We start from the raw sequence: 14,927 nt of genomic DNA on the forward strand, positions 1-14,927 counted from the left end.
GCGGGCTGGTGGGTGGCAAAACCCTGATTTTGTTGGGGTCGCGGGGGGCGGAATCCTGGCTGGAGCCGGTCTATGGAACCAATCGGCTGGGGTTGCGGGGGTTGGATGCCGATGCCCGCACGACCCTGGCCCAAAAAATTCTGGAGCGGCAGGTGGGCGACTCGCGCCGCATTGCCAAAATCAAGGATGAGCCAGCTTTTGGGCAGTTGATGAAGCTGTTGGATGGCTATCCGTTGGCGATGGAGGTGGTGTTGGGGAATCTGAAGCGCCAAACCCCCAGCGAGATTTTGGCGGGGATGCAGGCGGCGGATGTGAACCTCGACAATCCGCAGGCCCAGGGCGACAAAACCCAAAGCATCATTGCTTGCATTGACTATTCCCACGGGGCGCTGTCGGCATCGGCCCAGCAGGCGTTGCTCTGTTTGGCTCCCTTCAGTGGGTTTATTTTTGGTGATGCGCTGGAACTGTATGCGGCGCGGTTGGCGAAGCAGCCGGCCTTGGCAGCTTGGTTTGGGGAGTCGGGGGCAGAGATCTTGGCGGCGGCGGTGCAGGAGGCGGTGGATTGGGGGCTGTTGTCGTCCATTTCGCCGGAGATGCCAGATTTTCTAACAATTCAGCCGACCTTGCCCTATTTCCTAAAGCTGAAGTTGGCGGAACGGGACAGCGAAACCCAAGCGGCGATTCGTAATGCCTTTAAGCAGCACTACATCGGCTTGGCGAATTATTACAACGATCAATGGCTGCAATCGAAGGAGCCGGATCAGCGGCAACTGGGGATCTTTTTTGTGCGGCAGGAGTATGAAAATTGCTATGCGGCGCTGCAAATTTGTCTGGAGCAATTCGAGACGGCGGATATTTTCTTTTGCCTATTTCAATACTTGTACATGACCCAAGATTGGCCGACTGCTAAAGCTTTGGCCTTGCAGGTGCGGGCTGCCCATGAGCAATATCCGCCTGAAATTCGCCAAGGCAAGGTTGGCTTGGAAATTACGATGTCGCTCGATCGCCTAGCTCGTTGCCAATGGCAACTCAAGGACTATGCAGGCGCTCGGGCAGCTTATTTGGAAGCCATCCAACAGTCCGATCAATTACAAGGCGTTGATCGTCGCCAAATCTTAGCCGGCCAAGCTGGCACCTACCACCAGTTGGGAATTGTTGCCCATGACTTGCGGGAGTTTGCCGAAGCCCGCCGCTGCTACCAACAGGCCCTCGAAATCTTCATCAAGTTCGGCGATCGCTACAGCCAAGCCAGCACCTACCACCAGTTGGGAATGGTTGCCTATGACTTGCGGGAGTTTGCCGAAGCCCGCCGCTGCTCCCAACGGGCCCTCGAAATCTACATCGAGTTCGGCGATCGCTACGCGCAAGCTGACAATTACCACAACTTAGGAGCGGTTGCCGAGGAATTACGGGAGTATGCCGAAGCCCGCCGCTGCTACCAACAGGCCCTCGAAATCAAAATCGAGTTCAGCGATCGCTATGGCCAAGCCAGCACCTACCACCAGTTGGGAAGGCTTGCCGACGACTTGCGGGAGTTTGCCGAAGCCCGCCGCTGCTACCAACAGGCCCTCGAAATCAAAATCGAGTTCGGCGATCGCTACAGCCAAGCCAGCACCTACCACCAGTTGGGAATGCTTGCCTATGACTTGCGGGAGTTTGCCGAAGCCCGCCGCTGCTCCCAACGGGCCCTCGAAATCTACATCGAGTTCGGCGATCGCTACAGCCAAGCCATCACCTACCACCAGTTGGGAATGGTTGCCCATGACTTGCGGGAGTTTGCCGAAGCCCGCCGCTGCTCCCAACAGGCCCTCGAAATCCTCATTGAGTTCGGCGATCGCTATAATCAAGCTCGCACTTATGGTCAGCTAGGGTCGCTGTCGAAAGCAACAGAAAATTTCGCTGAAGCCCTCGATTATTTCCTGCAAGCCCTGCAAATTTTTGCCCAATTTGAAGACACCTACAGAGCCCAAGTTGCCCTCGAAAACATCGCCGATCTTTACCAACAAACCCAAGACCCCAACATCCTCACCGCCACCGCCGAACTCCTCGGCTGCACCCCCGACGACCTCGCCACCGCCTTCACCCAACAGCCGTAGGGTGCATGGGAGCACGCTTGGCCATTACCGACCCTTTCCCCATCCCTCCCATGCACCGCAACCGATCGCGAAAAAACAACAATCCCCGATCGATTGGGTGGCCACGATCCTCGGTGCATGGTGTAACCGCTACAATCACCATAGAGGAGGCAAAATCATGCAAATTAAAGACTTAACAATCGAAGAATTCACAAACTTATTTAAAAGCTTGCTGCGGGAAACCATCCAAGAAGTTCTCGCAGAAATGCTCACGGACTCCGAAGCCGATTTACCGCTCAAGCCCGGCCTGGCCGAAGCACTCTTGCAACAGCGCGATCGGCGGCAAACGAGTCAAACAACACCCCTCAGCGCCGAACAAGTCATGGCCCGCTTAGGACTCGACTAACCATGAGTTATTCGGTTGAATACGACCCACAAGCCGTCATCGACCTTGAACAGTTGCCCAAAACAATTCAGAAACGAGTGGTCAGCAAAATTCAATGGCTAGCTGATAACTTTGCCCAAATTCAACCCCTGCCCCTCTCCGCAAACCTAGCGGGTTTCTATAAACTCCGAGTGGGCGATTATCGGATTATTTATGAAGTCGATCGCATCATTCGAGTGATCACAATCGATCGCATCGGTCACCGCCGCGACATCTACGAATCCTGAGCGATCGCCCGTAGCTGTAGTGTGCGTAGGGCAACGGTTGGCGGTTTACGGAGATTGGGTTTATGCCCTACGCACCGCCGCAATGGGGCAACCCAACCGAGCGGCAATGGTCGTGAATGGCGACACGGTTGCGGTGCGTGGGAGATTTACCGAGCGATGGTCGTGACGAGGATGGCGCGCTCCCACACACCCTACGCACCGTCGCAATGGGGCAGCCATAGAGACTGTGCTCGCTCACCTGGGAAAGGCTGGGTCGTTCTTGCCCTAGCGAGCTTGGGTGGCAGGAGCATCCGGGGCAACATTGGACTGCGGAGTCATGGGTTGGTAGCGCTGGAGCGCTTGGTTCGCAAACTGGCGCAACTGTTCAGCCTTGGCGTAGGCAGTGCTGGCCGGGTGAACCCGCTCCAAGTTGTTTTCGATTTCCTGGAGCGTTCCCAACAGTCGGGGATTGCTGGGGTCAGCAGCGGCCAGGGTGCGCCATTGGGCGATTTGCCGATCCGCTTGTTCCAAAGACTCGATCGACTGGCGCTCCAAAGCCTCCCGCTGCTTGGCAATTGCCAGATTTTGCGCATATTCCGCCCGGAGTCGCTGGGCGGCCGCAAATTGCGGATCGTCATCCTTAATTTGGGTCAACAGGGCCAAGGCCTCTTGCCACAGGTTTTGCACCACCCGCCACTGTTCCACAGGGTGAGGAGGTTTTTGAGCCGCCAAAGCCGCCCGAAACCCATATTCCTTGGCCCCCGTGATCAGGCTGCCCACTTGCTGCCGCCCCACCGCCCGACCAGTGACCGACTGAAAGTCTCGATCGATCCCAGCTAATTTGGCGCGTGCTTGCCGCCCGGCCAGGGTTTCCTGGGGCACTTCCCGCAGGCGATCGATTCCCGACTGCCAATCACCGAGAGCCGCGTTTTGGGCGCTGCTGTCCTTGGCGCTTTGGTGCTGTTGGCGGGCCGTTTCCACGGTTGCCAAAGCCTGATTCAACAAAGCTTGGGCGTTGCGCTCCTGAAACACTTGCGCTTCCAAACGGGCCACGGTTTGGCGGGCGGCGGCAAATTCATCCAACGTGAATCGCCACCGGCATGAAAACAGAGTGCAATAAGTCTTCGGCCGAGACCCCAAGAACCAAACGGGCAGGCGATCGAGCGCTGCTTGGGCCGCTTGGGTTTTGGTGGCTCCCAGTTCAATATCGGCCGCACTGGTGGCATTGTCGAGCAATTGCTTGGCCTGGGCCGTGGCGGCGGTGGCGGCTCGATAATCTTGATCCATCATCCAAAAGCTGGGCAGCAACAGCAATGGCGCGTTGTCTGCCACCACGTTCCGAATCGGCGGCAATGGCAGGTTGGCCAGGGCAATTCCCCCCGTCGCCACCACCACTCCCGCCAAACCACAGCCCCAAGATCCCCAAGCCCAAAATCCCCAGCCCGTCTTAGGCTGGTTAAGGCGAGCGGCGGACTTGAGCAAGCCCAGATCAAAATCCGGGAAAGCATCACTCACGATCGCCCGCAGATCTTCAAAGCCGGCCGGCTCGCCAGACTGCAACCGCAACTTTTCTAACCGCTGCCACAGCACTTCCTTGGGAATCCGGGCGGCGGGTTGTTGTTGATAGCGGGCACGGATAGCTCCCTTCAGGAGTTGGTAAGCACGATCATTGAGGCGAGACATGATCCACGGGGTAGAAAGGGCTGATCGCGAGCAATGGTTGAACCCGATCGCGCTGTTAGTTGCGGGCGTACTTTGGGGAAGTACCTATGTTGTTGTCAAGTCTAGTTTAGAGGCCGTTTCCCCGAGCGTTTTGATGTTGGTGCGGTTTGGCATTGCCACCATTGCTTTGTTGCCGATCACCCTTTGGAGCGGTTTGCCGAAAAATTCAGCCGCTTGGGCGGTTACTGGGCGCGGAGGCTTGGAATTAGGCTTCTGGATGGCCTTGGGCTATGTGGCTCACACGATCGCGCTGCAATACACTACAGCGGGGCGTAGCGCGTTTATCACCGCCCTCTATGTGGTGTTGGTTCCGTTGCTAACGGGCGTTGCGGGCCAGCGGCTGTTCCCTAAGGTTTGGTGGGCGGCGGCGATCGCGGCGTTGGGGGTGGCGTTGCTGTCCTACGATGGCGCACCGCCCAATATTGGGGATTTGTGGAGCGTGGGCACGGCCATCACTTGGTCTTTTTATATTTGGCGGATGGAGGCCTACGCGGCTCGGGCCCAAGTGCTGTGGCTGTCGTTGATTCAGTTGGGGATCACAACTCTGGCGGCGGCCCTGTGGGTGTGGGGGTCTTCATGGGCGATTTCGTCGGCAATTTGGAACCCCCAAACCATTCCTTGGCTAGATTTGGTCTATTTGGGAACCTTTGCCACGGCGGGCACGGCCTGGTTGCAGGCAATCGGCCAGCGATCGGTGGCGGCTCCGGTGGCGGCGATTTTGTATACCTTGGAGCCAGTTTGGGCGGCCCTGATGGCGGCGGCTTGGTTGGGGGAACAGTTGGGCGATCGGGGCCGGGTGGGAGCGGCTTTGGTGCTGGGGGCCTGTTTGCTGTGCCAGCTCCCGGTGCGATCGCTGGGACGGCAACTGGGCCGGGCGATCGCCTCAGTTTGGCATCGACCTTAGAAACCGGCAAAAAACAGAGCGGGGACATAGGCTCACCTCCCTTGTCCCCGCTCAATACGGTGCAATTGCTCAAAAAACTTTACCGATAACGGCGCTTCCGGCGGGCAGCAGCGGCCTTACGCTTGCGCTTTTCGATCGGGGTTTCATAGTACCGGCGATATTTCACGTCCGCCAAGATACCGGCTTTCGAGACTTGGCGCTTGAAACGGCGTAGCGCGGATTCGATTCCTTCGTTTTCACCCAAAACCACTTGGGTCATGCGGTTTCACTCCTTGCGATAGGTGGACAACATATGGCGCACAGGCCCAAAGGCATGACGCTGACTCTTTTGAGGCAAATTGGGCGCTGGCAAAAGAGGGCGATCGCTAAGAAAATCGCCAAATATCTATCGTACCAAATGGAACCACTTTGGGCGGAATCGTTTGCGGGAGTTGTGGCCGGGTGCTAACCACCAAGCCACTGACCCAGGGGCGATCGGCTCCAGGCCAGGGCTGCCGCGCCGCTGCTCCACAGGCCGTAAAGCCGGGCGCTGTACCAAACCAGCCCGAGAATCAGCAGCCCGCGCCCGATCGCCCGCCAAAGCGATCGCCCGATCAGCCAGACCAATCGCCGTCGCACCCGTAGTTCCACAGCCCATTGCAATCCCAAACCCAGCAAGACCCCAAACAACAGGGGGCCGAAGGGATGGTAGCCGATCGCCCCTGACCAGTCTCCCCGGGCGATCGCCACGAACGATCGGGTTAAGCCACAGCCGGGACAGGGCAACCCCGTCAACCAGTGAAAGGGACAAATCAGCGGTGAAGTTTGGTGACTGTGGGCCAGCCAGTGGGCCGCAACGATCGGGGAGGCCACCAACGACAGGCCGATCAACCGATGCTGGCGATCGGCGGGAGCGAGGGGAAGGTAAACCAACAGCGGTCGTTGCATCACGAAACGAGGTTATGGGTTTTCAGGAATTGGGTTTTCAGGAATTGGGTCGATCTCGATCGCCTGTGGGAGCGGCCGCCGGAAAGAGTCCATGGCCAGCAGCATCCCAACCGATCAGCCCAAGGTTTAGCAACGGCTGATCCGGTGCGACGATATTAGGCAATATCTTTCAGAGATCTTGAGCATAAGGGTAGGGTCATGGGCAACGGCTTAGGAACGATCGCGCCATTTTCTTTGCAGGAAGTGGCCCACATCACGGGAGCAACGGTGCGGCATTTAGACGATCGCGCCTTGGCCCAGCCGATCGCCCAAATCAGCACCGATAGCCGCGCGATCGGCTCAGGGGAGCTGTTTGTGGCCCTGCGTGGCGAAAATTTTGATGGGCGATCGTTTGTGCCGGGGGCGATCGCGGCGGGGGCCGTGGCGGCGATCGTTGAGGAGCCGATCGACCAGCCCTGTCCGCAACTGATCGTCCCCAATGCCCTGACGGCCTATCAGGCCTTGGGACGGGCCTGGCGCGATCGGGCAAACATCCCTGTCGTGGGCGTGACCGGTTCGGCGGGCAAAACCACCACCAAGGAACTGATCGCCGCCGTCCTGGGCACAGCGGGTCAAGTTCACAAAACCCACGCCAACTTCAACAACGAAATTGGCGTACCCAAAACCCTTTTGCAAATCACCGGAGCACATGATTTCGCTGTGGTGGAGTTGGCCATGCGCGGTCGGGGACAAATTGCCGAGCTAACCCAAATTACTCGCCCAAATGTGGGGCTGATCACCAACGTGGGCACGGCCCATATTGGATTGCTGGGATCGGAACAGGCGATCGCGGAGGCCAAGTGCGAACTGCTGACGGAAATGCCGATCGACAGTGTGGCGGTGTTGAATGCCGACTGTGCCCGGCTGATGGAGACGGCCAGCCGCCTTTGGCCGGGGGAAGTGATTGACTACGGTTTTGCCAACGGAACCTTTCGCGGTCAATTGCTGGATGCCCAAACCCTGAGCGTGGAAGGCAAAACCTTTCCCCTCCCGTTGCCCGGTCGTCACAATGCCCTCAATTTTCTGGGCGCTTTGGCCGTGGCCAAGGTGTTGGGGGTAGATTGGGAGCCGATCGCGGCGGGCTTGGCGGTGGAATTACCCGACGGGCGGGCCCGTCGCCACGACTTGCCCAATGGGGTGACCCTGTTGGATGAAACCTACAATGCTGGTTTGGAGTCGATGACGGCGGCTCTGTACCTGTTGGCGGAAACACCGGGGCAGCGGCGCTTGGCGGTTTTGGGAACCATGAAAGAATTGGGCGATCGCGCGCCCGAGTTCCATCAACAGGTGGGTGAGTTGGCGCGAGATTTACGCCTAGAGGGCCTGTTGATTTTGGCCGATGACCCCACGGCCTTGCATCTCGCAGCGGGGGCTGAGGGTATTCCCTGCGAGACCTTCACCACCCACGAAGCACTGATTGATCGCCTGCAAGGGGAGTTGCGATCGGGAGATGTTTGGCTCCTGAAGGCTTCCCGATCGGTTGGCCTCGATCGGGTGGTGCGGGCCCTGTTGGCTCCGGATCGCTAAACCCACTTGAAACCAACTGGGCCAGGGGCTAAATTTCCAGGTTCAGGGCTGCGGGGGTTCCGGCGGCAGATCCAGGGCGATCGCCCCTCGCTGGTTCACCCCCGTCACACGCGCTTCCAACCAGTTGGCACAAAGTCCGTAGGCATTGGTGAAATCAGCCCCCGCTAAATTAGCCCCCTGGCCGTTCACCTCTTCCAAATTGGCTCCGGTTAAGCTGGCTCCGGCCAAATCGGCCTGGCTTAAGTCCGCCCCCTGCAATTGGGCTTGGCTGAGGTTGGCTCCCCGCAAGTCGGCTCCTCGCAAGTCGGCTCCCCGCAGATTGGCTCCGGCGAGGTTGGCCCCGCTCAGAACCGCCCCGATCGCCATGGCCCGAGTCAGGTTCGCCCCCATCAGGATCGCTCCCCGAAAATTAGCCCCCCGCAGATCCGCTTCCGCAAAATCCGCCTGGGTTAAATTGGCCCCAACCCAAATTCCCCGGGCGATCGCCCCAGTTGCTTGCAGTCCCACCCCATTCACACCCGAAAGCACCGCCCGGTTTAAGCAAGCGTGGCGCAGGTCTGCCCCGGTCAAAATAGCTCCCACCAACCGACTCTGACTCAGATCCGCCCTGGATAGCTGGGCCTCTTCCAAGTCCGCACCCGTCAGATCCCGATCGGCTAGCTGCAAAAGCTGACCATCGCGAATGGCATCCAAATCAAGCGGAGAAAGACTAGTCATAACACCGGCCAAACTGAAAGTGATGGAGTTGAGCAGGGGGAATTGCCTAGGAGATCGCCCCCTCATCCAACAGCCACAACCCCGAGGAAGCTCGCAGCGACATCTGTGGCAATTCCCAGCCCTGTTGCAATCCCTGGGCCAACAGGGTCAAAGCCTCCAAAAGCTTTGGATCCCAGCGTCCTGACTGATCGCGGTAGTGCTGCAAAATTTCGTTCGGTTGCTCACCGCCCGATCGACGGTGCTGGAAGTCGGCACAAAGGGCCACCAATCGCGACTCCAGCGGAATAGCATCCCCCGCCAACCCCGAAGGTTGCCCGGAGCCGTCCCAATGCTCCGTTAAATGGTTCAAGATGTGGGCGATCGGGCGCAAGCGCGGCATCACTCGCAACACCTGTACCGCACTGAGATCGCAGCAATCGGCAGATGGGTCAGCCAGCCCTTCACGCCAAACGGCGGGCCAACGGCCCAAGCGATGGAGCGCGGCGGCCAATCGCATTCGTTTGAGTTGGGCCGCTGGCAAATCCAGCAATTGCCCGATCGCCTCCGTCAGCGCCGCCACTTCCGCCGCCGATCCAGAATTTTGCCCATCGGACAGTTCCAGCAGTTCCGCTAATCGCAAAAACGCCTGCAATTCGTTGGAAACCAGGTTTTGATCCAGAGGGGCCCCCACTTCAAACCCCAATTGCCCCGGTTGCAATGCCGGGTGGCGATGTTGATGGGTGGCTTGCAAGTAGTTCACCACCTGCTGGGTAATGGTTAACCAGTCTTCTCCTGGGGCCGTGGCCTGCTCTTGGGCCACCGCTGCCAATTGCCGTTGGAGCTGTTCTGCCAGGGCTGGTTGATAGCGAGCCACCCGTTCCACCAGCAAGGCCGCACCACGATCGACCCACTGGGGCACAAAAGTCCACAAGCCATAGAACTTACGCTCTAAGTCCGACTGGGGCGGCCCTTCGGGGCCATAGTCCGCCGCCGTCAATTCCTGGCAAAGCACCATGGCACAGTAGGACGGCGACACGATGGTTAAGTGCCATTCTTGGGCGACCGGATCCGTGGGACTGAGGGGCACGATCGCCACGTTCGATCGCTGGCTGGTGGGATGTTCCGCAAACCCCGCATCCGGCGCAGCTAGAATCACAATCTGGCGCGATCGATCTGCCAACTGCCCATAGCGATCGGCCTCTTGCAAATACCACTTACCCAGTTGAAATGCCGCCAGCACCACCGGCCGGCCCTGGGACTGGGCGATCGCATCTTCCAAGGCATGGCACAGGGCCACAAGCGTATTTTTGTAATAGACCCCCAAGTGGAGCGTTGCCCCGTCCACCCGGGCCAAATCCGTTAATTGCTTCAGAATCGATTCAGGTAACACAAGCGATTAACTACAAGCGAGGGATGAGGGCGATCGAAATTGGGGCGATCGTGCAATGGCGGCATTACCAGCCCAACAGTCCTTCATTCTCGCCTATTTCCAGGCCCCGGCTTGCGGCCAACCGCAAAGAACCACCATCACTCCATTGCCATCTTGGCCTCATCATCATCAGAATTTCCGCCAAATAGCAACGATCTCCGCGTTCGATCGCCCGCCGGACTTTCGCAACTTTTTTAAAGATTTGATGAAGACGGTAGCCAAAAACTTGTCGAATCCCCTGCTCCTAGGGAATAATCAGGACAGCAACTCAGGCGAGAGAACACAGATGCTGACGCTCTCTTGAGTTTGTCTTTGCTCTCAACCTCTGTCTTGGATAACTGGCGAGCAGCCCCAGGGTGCATTCGCAGTTTTAGCTCAGCTTTACCTGAAACCTTAATCGTTAGGGCAGGTCAACGCAGAGAGCCGCCAAGCAACGCTTGATGAGTTACGGGGGGTAACTCACTAGCCGGTGGTTCCACGGAAGCCTGATTTGAGAAAGATTTCGATAAAAAAAATCGGAATCGCGAGGGGGGAAAGCGACTCCGAATTCGTCTACGTCTTTTGGGAGGAAAACTTGAGGGCTACTTGAACGTGGCCCTTTGGCTTTCGCTCTAATTGGATATTAGCATTTCACGAAGCAAAAGTTTAGTCTTCTTGTAGAATTTTTACCAATTCTGGGTGAGATACGGGCCGAAAAGCTTCCCAATCGCCGGAATTGGGGTTTCTCAGCCTGAGAATTGGAGCAACCAGCCAAGGAGCGCAATCCGGCTCGGTGATCCGGAGCAGAGCATTGAAATAAGTCCTTGGACGCAAATCGGGGATGACGCGGGGGAGTGATGAGACACCCCCAGCCACTTGCCTCCACGATCGTTGATGCTTGGCGAGTGCCTCAAGATACTTTTCGGGCATCTCCTCAGTTCGGCGGTGGCGATTCAGCTTAGGGAGCCGGTGAACCTTGGGGCGTGGGAACTGAGGTGGTGCTCAAGACTTTTTGAGTTTTTAGATCCAACTCTGCCACATTCAGCATTTGGTCACGGGTGTAAAACACCGAAAGGCGCTGATCTTTCACCCCCGATGCGCCGTGAAACTCGTCCACATTCTCAATCAACAATGCAAAGCGCTCACCGTTGGCATCGGAAATCGCCAGGGTTTTGCGATCCTTTTCGGTCAGGCGGCGATCTTGGTTGCTGTCGGTTGTAATAACTAGATAAACGAACCCAACTGGCGTTGTGCTCGGAGGATCCGTGGGCTTGGCGGGAGCGGCTAAAAGCTTTTCATCCACCCAAATCAGTCCCCGATCGGGTGGTTTGAGCCAATAGGTTTGACGTGTCAGCTCGTTAAAAAAGAGATAGTTCTGTAGGGAATCTGCCTCTTTGGAATAGGAAGAGTTGGCAAATCCACGGCTTTGTTCATAATCCTGGGTTAGGTGCAGCGGTGCGCGTAAGGTGTTGGTTCCCTCAATTCGCGCAAAATTTCCCAATCGGGTTCGGGTTTCAATCGATTGGGTCTGGTCAATGTTCATCACCTGCGAAGCGGAGTGCGATCGCGCGTTTTGCAGCAGCATTGAGATCAGGGCTAATCCCATCACACCCAGAGAGAGCAAACCACCCAACAGGATCAGGACTGCATTCACACGCCAGATTTGGACAAAGACTTGTCGAAGTTTCATAGACAGCAGGCGCAATGATAATAGGCGCAATAGTTAGAATTAGTTGATTGAATTGGCATTGCGTTAGTGCCAAGTTAGCCTTCACTCCTGTCAGCCAACTCAGCCGATCGAGCACTAGACATACAGCTAGTTCAGAAAGCCACTTCAGAAAGCCACTTCAAATGCCCAATCAAAATTCTATCGATCATTGAAACCCTGATGATTCAAGTATCGGCCACTTTTCAGCGCGACTGATCGTCAGTACATGATCAGTCATCAATTTTTGATTCTTTGATTTTTGATTAATCAAAGATTAATCACTGAGAATTTTTTAGATCTCAGGCTGTTTTCTCTAGTGCATTAGAAATTATTTAGATTAGTTAGCCCGTAGGGTGGGCACTGCCCACCAAACCGTTGTTTCATAGCATCTGCAATATAGCGTGCCAATAATTCTAGGTAAAGGCTGTAAGTAATCGGCAATTAACTAAGATTAAATTCAAAGCAATCTATTTCAACCTAGAAGTTCTCCTCACTGATCAAGTTTTCAGAAAATGGCAATAAAAAAATCCCCCAACGGAGGATTCTGTCATAACAGGTCAGCTCAGGTTCTAGAGCATTCATGCAATCTTAGAGGTCACATGGTACTTAGTCACAAAACAGCCGAATGATGGAAAACGCGATGCTCAGAAACCAGCTTCAACAACTGACTCATTGGCTTTCGAGTTGCCTCAAATCATGCACCTGAATTTTACCCATGAGCATGACTGGGGAGTGAGACAGCGTTACCATGATGAAGCTCGATCGATCCCAATGAGGCAGTTGCTCCGGGTCATCTCAACTCGTCACCACAATTCAAACAACCAGAGGTCAGAAATCGCTAAACCCGCGCTAAATTAACCTTCAGCCAACCCTCAACCAACGCTGAACCAGTAATGAAAAGATTCGATCGATTGAGATCATCTTTGTCTCTGGATTGATCAAATATTGTTGGTCTATTGTTGGTCAGTTTTGCCAATTAGGTTGTCGAATTTAGCCACGCCTTTAGCCACGACGTTCATCACCACGGCGCGGGGGATCTTGATTGCTAACCGCGCGGGCCACGACCAAGAGGGCTTGGGATGAGTCTTGATCATGAGCAGAGGTTGCCTGAGCGACCAACGGGGCAGCATTTTGGATCACGCCTGCCGCTGTGATGGTCACAACCCCAGTGGCGATCGCTGCACCTACGCGGGCGAACAGGGACGGCTTGGTAGGGGAAATGTGCATTTGAGTCATACAACCTCGTGCAATATTGAGAGTCTCTAGTCCTTCTTTCGGTTGACCTTTCGCATTTCGGGAAAACTGCAACCGATCGCTCTGAAACTGACAATAGAAGGTCTCAAAACCAGCACGAGGATTGGCATTTTCACTTTCGCAACTGAGCTTCAGACTTTGATTGATCCGGATCAGTTCATAAATTGACCTTGAGCACAGTAACGTTGCGCTCTCAAGGGTTTGGAACGTTTCAGCCATTCCAGAAGGGATGGTGCTAAGCGGGGCAATTTAGAAACTGGCACGAATACTTCGCGAAATTTTTAAAAATCTTCAGCTTTAACAAGAGGTCGTATTATGAGATGGCAATTCCATCGAGACTCCAAGCCCGATCGCCCCGAACAGGCTGACACTGGCGCGTAAACGTTTTTCATCACCAGACGCTCTGGCACTGTTGAGGGTGAAAGCGTGCAAACGACAGCGTTAAATCACTATCGACTTGGGATCGGCTCGTTTGGGTATCTAACTCGCTTCATTTAGACAGCCAGCCAGTACATTCACCCGGGCTGTCGCTTTCCGAGACTCAGGAGGCTTTTCGTGAAATCGTTGTTTTCTCGCGCTTCAGCCGCAACCCTGGCCGCCGTGAGCGCGGTGCTGGGATCGATGGTCTGTTTCCCTTCGATCGTGCAGGCCCTGAGCACCGATGAAATTGTGCGGCGCTTGGATGTGGTGCCGTTGTTTTCCGTCACCCAAGAAAATGGCCAGCCCATTTTGGTGTTCCCCAAGCAACAGAACCAACCGGCCGCCGAACCCAAACCGGCTGATGGCGCAATTTTGCACTTTGTGGATCCGGAGGATGTGCGGGCTTTTGCGAATCGCGTCCAAAGCGAAGCGCCGCCTGAATCCCGCAAAGTTAGCTTGGCTCTGTTGACGCTGGGCCAGTTCTATCGGATGTGGACGGAGGCTCAAAATAAGCCAGAAATGCCCGACTTGGTGGTCACCCCCAGCAAGGAAGATGTGGAAGCGGCGATCGCGATTTTGAAGCAACAGGGCCAGTCCGTTGAGCAATTTGCGGGGATTCCGTTGTTTTATGCGGTAGATCCCCAAGCGGAGGATGCGCCTCTGACGCTGCGGGCAGACAATCGCGAAGTGGTGCCATTTTTCTTCAGCAAGCGAGACTTGCAAGCGATGCTGGATGATTACAAACAGCGTCAACCGGACATCATCAACCGGGCCCAACTGCGGGTCTTCACGCTGGATGGACTGATTGAGGAGCTGAAAAAGGCCACGGATCCTAACTCGTTGGTGGGCAGTGTGCGCTTGATTCCGTCCTCTTCGGCAGCGGCGTTTTATATGCGGGCCATGCGATCGAACCAACCCGGTCAGCCCAATGGTCAGGGTGCTGGGCAGTCGGGCGCTCGCCCTGCCACTCCGGCTCCCGCGAGCGGGGCGGCTGGGTTGGGAGGACAACCGGCTAATCGCTAATCGCACCCGCTAATCATCACACCCGCTAAATGGTGTGCAAAACCGACCGGGGCAATTGGCGCACTGGTCGGTTTTGATTTTGGAAAGTGGGTTAACGTCAGTTCGGTTTAAGCAGGCAGCTCAATTCCCAGCGCAGCCAAATCGAGGGACGGTTTCTTGGGCTGATGACAGTAGGCAATCAGCCCACTGAGCAGATGCACAAAACAATTGATCGGACTGCGGTGACGCGAGTGCTCAATCTGGCAACGATTCTTGAGCTGGTCAATGACGGTCTCCACCAGCGAGCGTCGGCGGGCCAACAGCTTGTCACTCATCAGCATCAGGGAATTCTTCATATTGCGACGGGGCTTAGCCAAAAACTGTAGGCCATAGTCCTGCCAAAGCTGATGCGCTAACGCTTTTGAGATATAGCCTCGGTCAGCAAATACTTTGCCCCAACAGTCTTTCAGTAGATTGAGTACCGGTTTGCGGTCATCCGTATTGCCAGGAGTCAAGCAGCAGTCGAGGAGTTCGCCTTGGTCATTGACCACCAAATGTAGCTTCAGACCAAAAAACCAGCCCATGGAGGTTTTG

The 14,927-nt window shown here is 56.0% G+C and carries 15 protein-coding genes; 7 read left to right on the forward strand and 8 right to left on the reverse strand.

Translation table 11 applies throughout. The annotated features are described in order from the left end of the window. From AMR42_RS03120 to AMR42_RS03130, 3 genes are all read left to right on the forward strand, one after another. Window positions 1-2,096: tetratricopeptide repeat protein (locus tag AMR42_RS03120; protein WP_143472909.1), on the forward strand; the 2,096-nt coding region annotated here is incomplete at its 5' end. 157 nt (window positions 2,097-2,253) lie between these two features. Next, complete coding sequence (locus AMR42_RS03125; RefSeq protein WP_099532020.1) at window positions 2,254-2,481, forward strand: hypothetical protein; 228 nt, start codon at window positions 2,254-2,256, stop codon at window positions 2,479-2,481. A gap of 2 nt (window positions 2,482-2,483) precedes the next feature. After that, a complete protein-coding gene (locus AMR42_RS03130) occupies window positions 2,484-2,747 on the forward strand; it encodes a type II toxin-antitoxin system RelE/ParE family toxin (RefSeq protein ID WP_099532021.1) in 264 nt (87 codons plus the stop codon). Window positions 2,748-3,011: 264 nt separating this feature from the next. On the opposite strand, the gene AMR42_RS03135 is transcribed toward AMR42_RS03130, so the two are convergent. Further along, window positions 3,012-4,409: a hypothetical protein gene (locus AMR42_RS03135; protein WP_099532022.1), complete on the reverse strand. Its 1,398-nt coding sequence runs from the start codon at window positions 4,407-4,409 to the stop codon at window positions 3,012-3,014. On the opposite strand from AMR42_RS03135, the gene AMR42_RS03140 reads away from it, so the two are divergent. Continuing rightward, on the forward strand, window positions 4,408-5,352 hold the full coding sequence (locus tag AMR42_RS03140; protein ID WP_099532023.1) for a DMT family transporter: 945 nt from the start codon (window positions 4,408-4,410) through the stop codon (window positions 5,350-5,352). The two genes, AMR42_RS03135 and AMR42_RS03140, sit on opposite strands and share 2 nt — an antisense overlap. A 79-nt stretch (window positions 5,353-5,431) precedes the next feature. On the opposite strand, the gene rpsU is transcribed toward AMR42_RS03140, so the two are convergent. After that, entirely contained in the window at window positions 5,432-5,611 is a 180-nt protein-coding gene (rpsU, locus tag AMR42_RS03145; protein ID WP_099532024.1) for a 30S ribosomal protein S21, read from the reverse strand. Window positions 5,612-5,796: 185 nt separating this feature from the next. Then, a complete protein-coding gene (locus AMR42_RS03150) occupies window positions 5,797-6,279 on the reverse strand; it encodes a DUF2752 domain-containing protein (RefSeq protein WP_099532025.1) in 483 nt (160 codons plus the stop codon). A gap of 198 nt (window positions 6,280-6,477) precedes the next feature. On the opposite strand from AMR42_RS03150, the gene murF reads away from it, so the two are divergent. After that, entirely contained in the window at window positions 6,478-7,845 is a 1,368-nt protein-coding gene (murF, locus tag AMR42_RS03155) for a UDP-N-acetylmuramoyl-tripeptide--D-alanyl-D-alanine ligase (RefSeq protein WP_099532026.1), read from the forward strand. Window positions 7,846-7,887: 42 nt separating this feature from the next. On the opposite strand, the gene AMR42_RS03160 is transcribed toward murF, so the two are convergent. Together AMR42_RS03160 and AMR42_RS03165 are read right to left on the reverse strand one after the other, a co-directional pair. Then, window positions 7,888-8,562 carry a pentapeptide repeat-containing protein gene (locus AMR42_RS03160; protein WP_099532027.1) on the reverse strand — a complete coding sequence of 225 codons (675 nt, stop codon included), beginning with the start codon at window positions 8,560-8,562 and terminating at the stop codon, window positions 7,888-7,890. 46 nt (window positions 8,563-8,608) lie between these two features. Next, on the reverse strand, window positions 8,609-9,931 hold the full coding sequence (locus tag AMR42_RS03165; RefSeq protein ID WP_099532028.1) for a DICT sensory domain-containing protein: 1,323 nt from the start codon (window positions 9,929-9,931) through the stop codon (window positions 8,609-8,611). Window positions 9,932-9,986: 55 nt separating this feature from the next. On the opposite strand from AMR42_RS03165, the gene AMR42_RS03170 reads away from it, so the two are divergent. After that, on the forward strand, window positions 9,987-10,274 hold the full coding sequence (locus AMR42_RS03170) for a hypothetical protein (RefSeq protein WP_099532029.1): 288 nt from the start codon (window positions 9,987-9,989) through the stop codon (window positions 10,272-10,274). Between the two features lie 633 nt (window positions 10,275-10,907). Here AMR42_RS03170 and AMR42_RS03175 read toward each other — a convergent pair. Together AMR42_RS03175 and AMR42_RS03180 are read right to left on the reverse strand one after the other, a co-directional pair. After that, entirely contained in the window at window positions 10,908-11,639 is a 732-nt protein-coding gene (locus AMR42_RS03175; RefSeq protein ID WP_143472910.1) for a hypothetical protein, read from the reverse strand. 1,020 nt (window positions 11,640-12,659) lie between these two features. After that, on the reverse strand, window positions 12,660-13,130 hold the full coding sequence (locus AMR42_RS03180; protein ID WP_099532031.1) for a hypothetical protein: 471 nt from the start codon (window positions 13,128-13,130) through the stop codon (window positions 12,660-12,662). 336 nt (window positions 13,131-13,466) lie between these two features. On the opposite strand from AMR42_RS03180, the gene AMR42_RS03185 reads away from it, so the two are divergent. Beyond that, the gene (locus tag AMR42_RS03185; RefSeq protein WP_158234332.1) at window positions 13,467-14,354 is read left to right on the forward strand and encodes a Tic22 family protein; all 888 of its coding nucleotides are present in this window, start codon (window positions 13,467-13,469) and stop codon (window positions 14,352-14,354) included. A gap of 107 nt (window positions 14,355-14,461) precedes the next feature. Here the strand turns inward: AMR42_RS03185 and AMR42_RS03190 are convergent. After that, on the reverse strand, window positions 14,462-14,927 hold a 466-nt coding region (locus tag AMR42_RS03190; RefSeq protein WP_143472911.1), incomplete at its 5' end, for an IS982 family transposase.

Origin of the sequence: Limnothrix sp. PR1529 (assembly GCF_002742025.1) — a bacterium.
GTDB lineage: Bacteria > Cyanobacteriota > Cyanobacteriia > CACIAM-69d > CACIAM-69d > CACIAM-69d.

Excerpts from the sequence above, each read along its gene's own strand:
- AMR42_RS03180 (WP_099532031.1), bottom strand. The coding sequence starts at position 13,130 with ATGGCTGAAACGTTCCAAACCCTTGAGAGCGCAACGTTACTGTGCTCA.
- AMR42_RS03150 (WP_099532025.1), bottom strand. The coding sequence starts at position 6,279 with ATGCAACGACCGCTGTTGGTTTACCTTCCCCTCGCTCCCGCCGATCGC.
- AMR42_RS03135 (WP_099532022.1), bottom strand. The coding sequence starts at position 4,409 with ATGTCTCGCCTCAATGATCGTGCTTACCAACTCCTGAAGGGAGCTATC.
- AMR42_RS03140 (WP_099532023.1), top strand. The coding sequence starts at position 4,408 with ATGATCCACGGGGTAGAAAGGGCTGATCGCGAGCAATGGTTGAACCCG.
- AMR42_RS03175 (WP_143472910.1), bottom strand. The coding sequence starts at position 11,639 with ATGAAACTTCGACAAGTCTTTGTCCAAATCTGGCGTGTGAATGCAGTC.
- rpsU (WP_099532024.1), bottom strand. The coding sequence starts at position 5,611 with ATGACCCAAGTGGTTTTGGGTGAAAACGAAGGAATCGAATCCGCGCTA.
- AMR42_RS03160 (WP_099532027.1), bottom strand. The coding sequence starts at position 8,562 with ATGACTAGTCTTTCTCCGCTTGATTTGGATGCCATTCGCGATGGTCAG.
- AMR42_RS03125 (WP_099532020.1), top strand. The coding sequence starts at position 2,254 with ATGCAAATTAAAGACTTAACAATCGAAGAATTCACAAACTTATTTAAA.
- AMR42_RS03130 (WP_099532021.1), top strand. The coding sequence starts at position 2,484 with ATGAGTTATTCGGTTGAATACGACCCACAAGCCGTCATCGACCTTGAA.
- murF (WP_099532026.1), top strand. The coding sequence starts at position 6,478 with ATGGGCAACGGCTTAGGAACGATCGCGCCATTTTCTTTGCAGGAAGTG.
- AMR42_RS03170 (WP_099532029.1), top strand. The coding sequence starts at position 9,987 with ATGGCGGCATTACCAGCCCAACAGTCCTTCATTCTCGCCTATTTCCAG.